Here is an 8610-nt window from a genome sequence, read left to right as displayed (position 1 = left end):
TGTGAATTGAAATACTCAAGGGTGTAGTTAATTTATAATCTAATATGTCTATTATATTAAATATTCAAATTCGCAGCTTTAATCAATCGATGATTAGTCGTTTTTAGAACGCAAATATAAAAGAGCCAATTTAGAAATATTTCTAAATTGGCTCTTGATAATTTTAATATTAAACTCTCTCCATATATTCGCCTGATCTTGTATCTACTCTTATAGTTTCACCTTCATTAACAAATAATGGTACTGGAACAATTGCTCCTGTTTCTACAGTAGCAGGTTTTAAAACGTTTGTAGCAGTATTTCCTTTAACTGCTGGCTCTGTATGAGTAATCATTAATTCTACAAAGTTTGGAGCTTCTACTGAGAAAGCTTCTCCTTTATAAAATTTAATTATTGCAAACATATTTTCTTTTAAGAACTTTATAGCATCTTCAACTTTTTCATAGTTTAGTGGAATTTGTTCAAAAGTTTCTTGATCCATGAAGTAGTATAATTCTCCATCAGAATATAAATATTGCATTTCTTTTCTTTCTATTACTGCTTCTTGTAATTTAGCAGTTGGGTTAAAAGTTGTTTCAGTAACTCCTCCAGTTAAAACGTTTCTTAATTTTGCTCTAACGAAAGCCGCACCTTTACCTGGTTTTACATGTAAAAATTCTATAACTGTAAAAACTTGTCCACCCTCTTCAAAAGTCGTTCCTTTTCTTAAATCTCCAGCTGAAATCATTAATGTTACCTCCTAATATAAATAGTTAAACATTTGTTAATTGTATTTATTATAACCTATTTAAAATAAATTAATACCAATTTATAGCTATATACAAAGCTAGTAAGAGATGGGTTTTTTAGATAATTTTATTGTTCTAAAAATCAAAACAAACTCTCTCAATCTATTTAAATACGTTAAATTTATAACCTGTATATATAAAATACGGTATTTTAAAATTATATGTATATGAAATAGTTCTTTTCTAAATAAACCTCTAAATCATTAATTTTAATAAAATCTACAATCCTTAGCGCAAAAAAATAAACTTAATTTTAAGTTTACTCTTGCAAGGTGTTAATTATCGCTTCTATAGCCATAATATATCCATAATGTCCAAATCCACTTATGACACCATAACACCCTTCGCTTATAACACTATTTCTTCTATACTCTTCTCTTTTATAAATATTGCTAAGATGAACCTCAATAGTAATAATATCATAGGCTCTTATAGCATCTAAAATAGCAATACTATAATGAGAATATGCTCCAGGATTTATAACTACTCCATCATATACATTTATAGCACTATGTAATTTAGAAATAATATCACCCTCATAATTACTTTGATAAAAGTCAATATTTATGCTGGCATCTTTAAATCTATTTTTAATTTCTTCATTAATTTGTTGTAATGTTAAGTCTCCATAAATGCTCTTTTCTCTATTTCCTAACAAATTGAGATTGGGACCATTTACAACTAAAATATTCATATTTCAAACCACCTTATCATAGTCGCTAACAATGATATTTTACCAAAATTCAATAATATTTGCAATTATAATTGAGAAAATTATTAATAACTGTGTAATAAAATTCACTAACTACTATTTTTAAACATAATTAAGGCTCTAAAACTTTCTTATATTACTCATTATTAAATCTATATTTTTTTCTTTATTTTCTCCTAGCTCTATAGTCATATGTGCTTTACTATATATTTTTATTCTTTCTTCGTACATATTTTTTAATTTCTTCTCATAATCACATTTTAAAAGAGGTCTATCCACAATATCTTTTCCTCTCTTTATAAGAAGTTCTAGGTCAACCTTTAAAAATATAACTACTCCTATATCTTTTAAGATTTTCATATTGTCATTGAAAATTGGAAGCCCCCCACCTGTACTTATTAAAGTTTTCTTAGTTTTTTTTAAATCATTTAATAAATCTTTTTCACACTGTCTAAAATACTGTTCTCCCTTTAAAAGAAAAATATTATTTATAGTGTTATTTTCTCGCTTTTCTATCAATTTATCTGTATCAATAAAATCGTAACAAAGCTCCTTACTAATTTCATATCCTAAAGTAGTTTTTCCACTAAGACTCATACCAATAAAGATTACATTTTTATTTAATTCCTTTATCATTATATGCTCCTAAAATAATAATTATTTATTCTTAATAAAGGTAATATCAAAAGTAATTTTTTCATTAGGGATGATAAGTATATTATTAAGGGATTCTACAGATTGAAATCCTTTTAAATAATTAATAATTGGTACAAGCTCTTTGTAGTTACCATCAAAGCTTACTTTATAACTACATAGCTCACCGTCCATGCTCGTTTCAATAATATTTAAACTCTCATAAGATAATATTATTTCTAAAGCATCCACAAATCCATAATTCTTTTTCTCATCCTTTGATTTATATTCCCCAATTACCTCTTTGGTTATATTACTATAAAAATTATATAAATACAAATTGGTAATCACTATTATAGTTGTTACTGTTATTAATATATTAAGTTTTAATAATTTAAATCTCTTCATAATGATACCTTGAAATATTTCTCCTCCTCTTCATAAATTATAGGAGATAGATATTTAATACTATATTTATTTTCAATTATTTTTACTGTGTTTATATAATTTTTTTTATCCTCAATAAATATCTCTAATTCAATAGAATCTTCATTGATATTAATAAACTTAATATGAAAATTATCTAAATTTAAATTTTTAGTCAAATCATTAAACTTTTCGATAGCTACTATTTCTTTTTTGTTCTCTTTCTTTACAAGGCTTTTATTTTCTTTTCTATGCATTTCATAACTATCTATTTTATTCATATTAGCTTTTAAAAAAAATAAATTTAATATTAAAATAATATATAAGATAATAGTGACTAATTTTATTATACTCTCTACTTTTTTCTCTCTTACACTTATATATCCACTAGATATAAACCTACTCTTTTTCATACACTCACCTAATTATTGCATATTGTAATATTCTTTCCATAGTAAGTGGTGATAGTTCCGTACTATTATATATATCCTGTAAATACTCATTAAGATTTATAGAGTACATATTATAATCTTTTTTATTTTTCTCTATAAATCTTTTTATAGTGCCATTTATTTCATCATAAGTAAAATCCAATGAATTTATTACTTTATTATAAGTCAATATATTATTTTTTGCCCTTAATAGATATATGTAATTTCTATAACTAAATAATAAAATAAACTTTTTCTCTTTTATTTCTTTAATATACAAGTCTTTAACATAGTTTTGTATAAAGTTAATTCTTAATCCATTACAGTTGTAAATAGAAGAATCTTTCAAAAGAGAGTATTTATTTTCATGAAAACAGTATAGGATAATATTATAACAAGCTTTTTCCTCTTTGATTATTTCATAAGAAAACATCACTTTTTCTCCATACTGTTCTGTTATTTCATTTCTCAATATATAGTATACATACCTTTTACTTACCTTAGGTATACTTATTGTTTTAATGAAAAGTTCTTCCCCCTCAATTATTAACGTAATAGTTTTATTTTTTAAACTTATACTTTTAATTTGTTCATTACTATATTCTTTATTAAATTTTACATTATTAAGTATAGTTTTTTTAACTTCTATTGCCTTAGATTCTTCATTATTACCATAAATGATTAACTTATTATTAAACATAGTTATCACCTCTCTAAAACTATTTAAACATATAAATAGTTTTTATATATTTAAAAGATTTTTTTTCAGCTTTCTCTTCTAGTGCATAATATTCTTCTTTAAATTCTCTTCCCACATGTGGAATAGTTAAAATAAAATAATTATATTGTTTATCATATTTTATATATGAATTTTTATAAGTTATATCAACTGATGAGAGATTCTCTATATCATTAGATTTTAAATAAAATGATAATTTAGTTAATAAAACCTCTCTATGCTCTTCATCCATCTTTTCCCTTAACAGATAATCATTGTTATTATTCTCATACTGTAAATTCAGCATTTTTCTATGAAAAATATAACTGCTTAAAGCAATGATTATACTTCCTATAATTATAACAGGAATTAACACAGCTCCTTTTTTCTTTAATTTCTTATTAAATAACATCCTCTAGCTCTCACTCCATTTAAACCTTCTAATTCTAAATATAAAAGTCTATCTACAGCTTTTATGTGAAAATTTTTCACATCATCAACTATATGATTTTTATATCCATCATCCTTAGGAAAACTACTATCATTTCCATTAAGCATATATAGATTGTTATCTATAAGTTTTATTGCCTTAATTGTAGAGTCATCTTTCATATATAAAATAACCATATCCTCCATAACCGTCACATTTCCACTTTGATTATGAATTTGATTTTCTATAAAGTATAATGCTTCTTCCAAATCAATTTTTTCTCTCATTTCCTTTATATCTTTCTGAAAAAATTTATTCATACTAACAAATGAAGATATCAATCCTGAAAGTACAATGGTTATTATAGTTACTGCAACAATTAATTCTAATAGTCCATGTCCTCTACTCTTTTTAGTAATTCCCTTTGTAAAAAGTGTATTCAATAGGTATTTCACCTTCCTTAAAATATCCTATTAATGTTATTTTTGCTAGTTCTTCCTCAGTTCCAATTTTTAAGTATACATATTTTTCGTTTTTAGGATTATTATGCTGAATAATATCTATGAAATTGCCATCATAATGATTTTGTAATTTATCTTTAGTAATATATACCTCTTTATCTAAAACGCTTATAAGTTCTTCATAGTCAGAATTATATAGAATTATTTTTTCTATTTCATATATCATTTTAACTGTTTCACTTTTTTCTCTATTAAAATTAGAGACCTTATTGCTTACTATAATAGTTTGAAAAACTGCAGTACATATTAAAAGTAGTAAAGTCATTGAAACAACTAATTCTAATAATATAAATCCACTTTTATTTTTTGATACTAACATAATTTGTTCCCACCACCATTGTAATTTCACTTATGTCGCCACTATTATCTATAAGCTTTAATGTAAATGAACTTCCACTATATCCGAATTTATTTATCTTAATGGAATCTCGATTAAAATAAGATATTTTAATATTTTCTGGCAGTTTCAATTTAGATACTAACTTAGTATTATGAAAGGATGATATTTCATTTCTAATTCTATCAACATATATAATCACATCATGATAATTTTTTCTACTGTAGCTTCTATTATAATTTATAAAATTCACTACCTCATTGCTATAATGCTCAACTGATATTTGATTTTCATATTTATTTAAAAACTTAAAAGATACCATACCTATAGATAAAATTATAGAAATTATTCCTATCACCAATATAAATTCAATTAATAAAAAACCTTTTTTCATAGAAACTCCTCATTTATACTGCATTTTCTAGCAAAGTAAACATTGGTAGCAGCATAGCTATTATAGCTGAACCTACTAATACCCCCACTAAAATTATCGCTGCTGGCTGAGTTATAGAAAGCAATTTTTCTAAAAAATCATTTATTTCATCATCTAGTATATCCTTCAAAGTCTTAAAACTATGTTTTAAATTTCCACTTTCTTCTCCTATTGAAACAATGTTAATGTAAAATTCAGGAAAAATATCAACACTAGCTAAACTACTGCTTAAACTATTCCCTAACTTTAGAATCTTTAATGAATTACTCAATTTTTCTTTTATGTAACTATTGTCAGTACAACTAATTGCTATTTCATAAACTTTCACTAAGTTAATTCCACTTTGTATGAGAAGATACATATTACTACTAAAACTTTCCTGAAATCTTTTTGTTATGAAGCTCCTTACAAGTGGAATATTTACAATTAATTTTGATACAGCCTTATTTCTTAATATAGAATTACTTTTTATTATTAAGCCAATTCCAATAATAAAAAACATTATTAACAACATAAGCTTATGAGCTATTAAAAAATTGCTAAATTTCAAATAAAACATTGTAATGCCTGGCAAGTTGTCACTACCAATTTCAAATTGGCTTATAAATTGAGGCAATAATCTTGTCATGAAAAATAATTGTACACCTACTCCTAAAATAAGAATTATCAATGGGTATATTAGTGAAGATGTCATTTTCTTTTTTATCTTGTATCTGCTTAAATAATAATCATGCATATTATTAAAAACTTCATCTAAATTTCCACTTTCCTGTCCTAATCTAACCATGTTTATAAGTAATTTAGGATAAATTTTAGGGTGATTTTTCATAGCATTGCATAAACTATTTCCTCTTTCTATATCCTGCTTTATTTCTTTTAAACTCTTTTTTAAACTTTTATTTGAAGTTTTATAAATCAGTAAGTTTATAACATCTATAAAATTCATTCCAGACTTTAAAGATATCGCCATGTGTTTGCAAAACATAGCAATATCTTTATAGGAAACTAATGCAATGAGGTTTATTGGCAAATCCTTTACTTCAGAATATTTAATACAAAATAATCCCTTATTTTTAAGCTTTCTTAAAAAATCTATATTATTTTCTCCAAATTCATATCCTCTAACAGTATTATTATTTATATCTTTAGCAATAAATCTATACTTCATATACGACCTCATCAATACTTAAATAATCACTTGTAAATTAGCTATATATTCTTCATAAGTAGTTATTCCACCCACTACTAAAGCCTTAAGCTTTTCTTTTAAACATTTATTATCTCTGCTAAAACTATACTTTCTTAGTTCACTAACATCATTAAAATTGATTATTAATCTTTTATGTTCCTCTGTAATAACTATCATTTCATATACCATCTGTCTTTTCTTGTATCCTGTATGATTGCATTTGTCACAGCCTACACCTTTAAAAAGCTTATCTTGCTTCTCTAAATTTAAATCTTCCTTTTCCTCCATAGTTGGATTATAGGAAGTCTTGCAATTAGTGCATATTTTTCTAACTAACCTTTGAGAAATTACTGCTACTAAAGAATCTACAACTAGATACTTAGGTATCTTCATATCTACTAATCTAATAATGGAGCTAGCAGTGTCATTGCAATGTAGTGTAGATAAAATTAAATGGCCTGTAAGGGAAGAAGTTATTGCAATTTGTGCTGTTTCTTCATCAATTATTTCCCCTACCATGATAATATCTGGGTCTTGGCGGAGTATAGTTCTTAGAGACTTACTAAAAGTTAATCCTGAACTATTATTAATATTTACTTGATTTACTTTCTCAACTTCGTATTCTACAGGATTTTCAACAGTTACTACATTATTATTATCCCTATTTATTTCTAATAACATAGAATACAAAGTAGTTGTTTTGCCACTACCAGTAGGTCCTGTTAACAATATCATTCCATTATTGGACTTTAATATCTTTTTCAGCATTTTGTTATCTTCTTCATTAAATCCTAAACTATTAAGATTATATATTTCATCATTTTTATACAGTATTCTAATTACAAACTTTTCTCCATTTATTGTAGGCAATGAAGCTACTCTTAAATCATAGTTAATATGATTTGTGGCAAAGCTTATTTTTCCGTCTTGTGGTAATAGTTTTTGACTTATATCCATATTAGAAATAATTTTTATTCTATAAGTAATATTTTCATATATCTCCATAGGAAATTCTTCTATTTTTATTAAATCTCCATTGATTCTTATTCTTACTATTACTCTATCTTTAAAAGGTTCCAGATGTATATCGCTAGCCTTCTTATTTATAGCTTCTTTTATTATAGAGTCTAATATAACTACTGCTGGAGCATCTTCCTCTTTGCTTGTAAGTTTAATAACATTATTTCCTTTAAGCATTTCTAGTGTTTTTTGTGCTTTTTCTTTATCATAATAATAGCTAATTAAATTTAATATACTTTCCATATCTGCTATACTTTGTTTTATGTTTTTAAAAGTAATGAATCTTAATTCTTCTACTACCGATGGATGTAGCTCTTTACTAGAAGCTACATAAAGTGTATCTTTCTCTAACTTATAAGGAATCAATTTATACTTTAGTGCAAATTCTTTAGGAAGGATATTAATCAGATCAATATCAATGTTTATATTTTTCAAATCTAAAAAACATTCTTCTATGTAAAATCACCTACTTTTTGTCATTTCTTACTTTTAATGTTGTCCCTAAATCTAAATTTTACTCTACAAAATTATGAACTTTTTGTAAATAACCTTATTGTATAGATAAAACTTTAAATTTTAATGTATATCTTTATTGTATTTTAATGCACAATGCGCAATTGAGGTGGAAATTATTTTTTAGAAAAATAATTTCTTTAATAGATTTTTGACTAGCAATGCAATTGCTAGTGATTATGGCGAACACTGTTCGCCGCTACAGTATAAATTCAAAATTTCTCAGTTTCAACTGAGAAATGTCCACAATTGTGAATTGTGCATTGTGAATTGTGAATTAATTAAAGGTGAAATATAAAAAAAGGAGTTTGATAAACTCCTTTCAGACTGTAGACAAAAGGCATATTCTCATGACTGAGAACATGCCTTTTGGAATTTTAATAGCAAATTTCTGGTTGTTTGAATATACTTTGCAAATAAAAGTATAGAGACGAGAGGACTTACGTCTTCTATTCCACA

Annotated in this window: 12 protein-coding genes; all 12 read right to left on the bottom strand. The window is 25.1% G+C overall.

What is annotated here, in order from left to right:
• Window positions 1-169: 169 nt before the first annotated feature.
• Window positions 170-727 carry an elongation factor P gene (gene efp / locus B2W91_RS06925; protein ID WP_291579660.1) on the bottom strand — a complete coding sequence of 186 codons (558 nt, stop codon included), beginning with the start codon at window positions 725-727 and terminating at the stop codon, window positions 170-172.
• 320 nt (window positions 728-1047) lie between these two features.
• Entirely contained in the window at window positions 1048-1482 is a 435-nt protein-coding gene (gene aroQ, locus B2W91_RS06920) for a type II 3-dehydroquinate dehydratase (RefSeq protein WP_291579659.1), read from the bottom strand.
• Between the two features lie 138 nt (window positions 1483-1620).
• Window positions 1621-2136 (bottom strand): shikimate kinase, encoded by a 516-nt coding sequence (locus B2W91_RS06915; protein ID WP_291579658.1) that lies wholly within the window; start codon window positions 2134-2136, stop codon window positions 1621-1623.
• A gap of 21 nt (window positions 2137-2157) precedes the next feature.
• The gene (locus B2W91_RS06910; protein ID WP_291579657.1) at window positions 2158-2541 is read right to left on the bottom strand and encodes a hypothetical protein; all 384 of its coding nucleotides are present in this window, start codon (window positions 2539-2541) and stop codon (window positions 2158-2160) included.
• A complete protein-coding gene (locus B2W91_RS06905) occupies window positions 2538-2972 on the bottom strand; it encodes a hypothetical protein (RefSeq protein ID WP_291579656.1) in 435 nt (144 codons plus the stop codon). The genes B2W91_RS06910 and B2W91_RS06905 overlap by 4 nt, the downstream gene beginning before the upstream one ends.
• Window positions 2973-2976: 4 nt before the next feature.
• Window positions 2977-3690, bottom strand: a complete 714-nt coding sequence (locus tag B2W91_RS06900) for a hypothetical protein (RefSeq protein WP_291579655.1) — start codon at window positions 3688-3690, stop codon at window positions 2977-2979.
• Window positions 3691-3709: 19 nt separating this feature from the next.
• The gene (locus B2W91_RS06895) at window positions 3710-4120 is read right to left on the bottom strand and encodes a hypothetical protein (protein WP_291579654.1); all 411 of its coding nucleotides are present in this window, start codon (window positions 4118-4120) and stop codon (window positions 3710-3712) included.
• On the bottom strand, window positions 4099-4581 hold the full coding sequence (locus tag B2W91_RS06890) for a type IV pilus modification PilV family protein (protein WP_291579653.1): 483 nt from the start codon (window positions 4579-4581) through the stop codon (window positions 4099-4101). The genes B2W91_RS06895 and B2W91_RS06890 overlap by 22 nt, the downstream gene beginning before the upstream one ends.
• Window positions 4550-4978: a PilW family protein gene (locus B2W91_RS06885; protein ID WP_291579652.1), complete on the bottom strand. Its 429-nt coding sequence runs from the start codon at window positions 4976-4978 to the stop codon at window positions 4550-4552. The genes B2W91_RS06890 and B2W91_RS06885 overlap by 32 nt, the downstream gene beginning before the upstream one ends.
• On the bottom strand, window positions 4959-5390 hold the full coding sequence (locus tag B2W91_RS06880) for a hypothetical protein (protein ID WP_291579651.1): 432 nt from the start codon (window positions 5388-5390) through the stop codon (window positions 4959-4961). Before B2W91_RS06880 ends, B2W91_RS06885 begins: the two co-directional genes overlap by 20 nt.
• 13 nt (window positions 5391-5403) lie before the next feature.
• Complete coding sequence (locus tag B2W91_RS06875) at window positions 5404-6597, bottom strand: type II secretion system F family protein (RefSeq protein WP_291579650.1); 1194 nt, start codon at window positions 6595-6597, stop codon at window positions 5404-5406.
• Window positions 6598-6615: 18 nt separating this feature from the next.
• Window positions 6616-8073, bottom strand: a complete 1458-nt coding sequence (locus B2W91_RS06870) for a GspE/PulE family protein (protein ID WP_291579649.1) — start codon at window positions 8071-8073, stop codon at window positions 6616-6618.
• Between the last annotated feature and the right edge of the window lie 537 nt (window positions 8074-8610).

It is taken from the genome of Clostridium sp. UBA6640 (assembly GCF_002455975.1).
GTDB lineage: Bacteria > Bacillota > Clostridia > Clostridiales > Clostridiaceae > Clostridium_J.
This window is presented reverse-complemented; position numbering and strand designations above follow the sequence as displayed.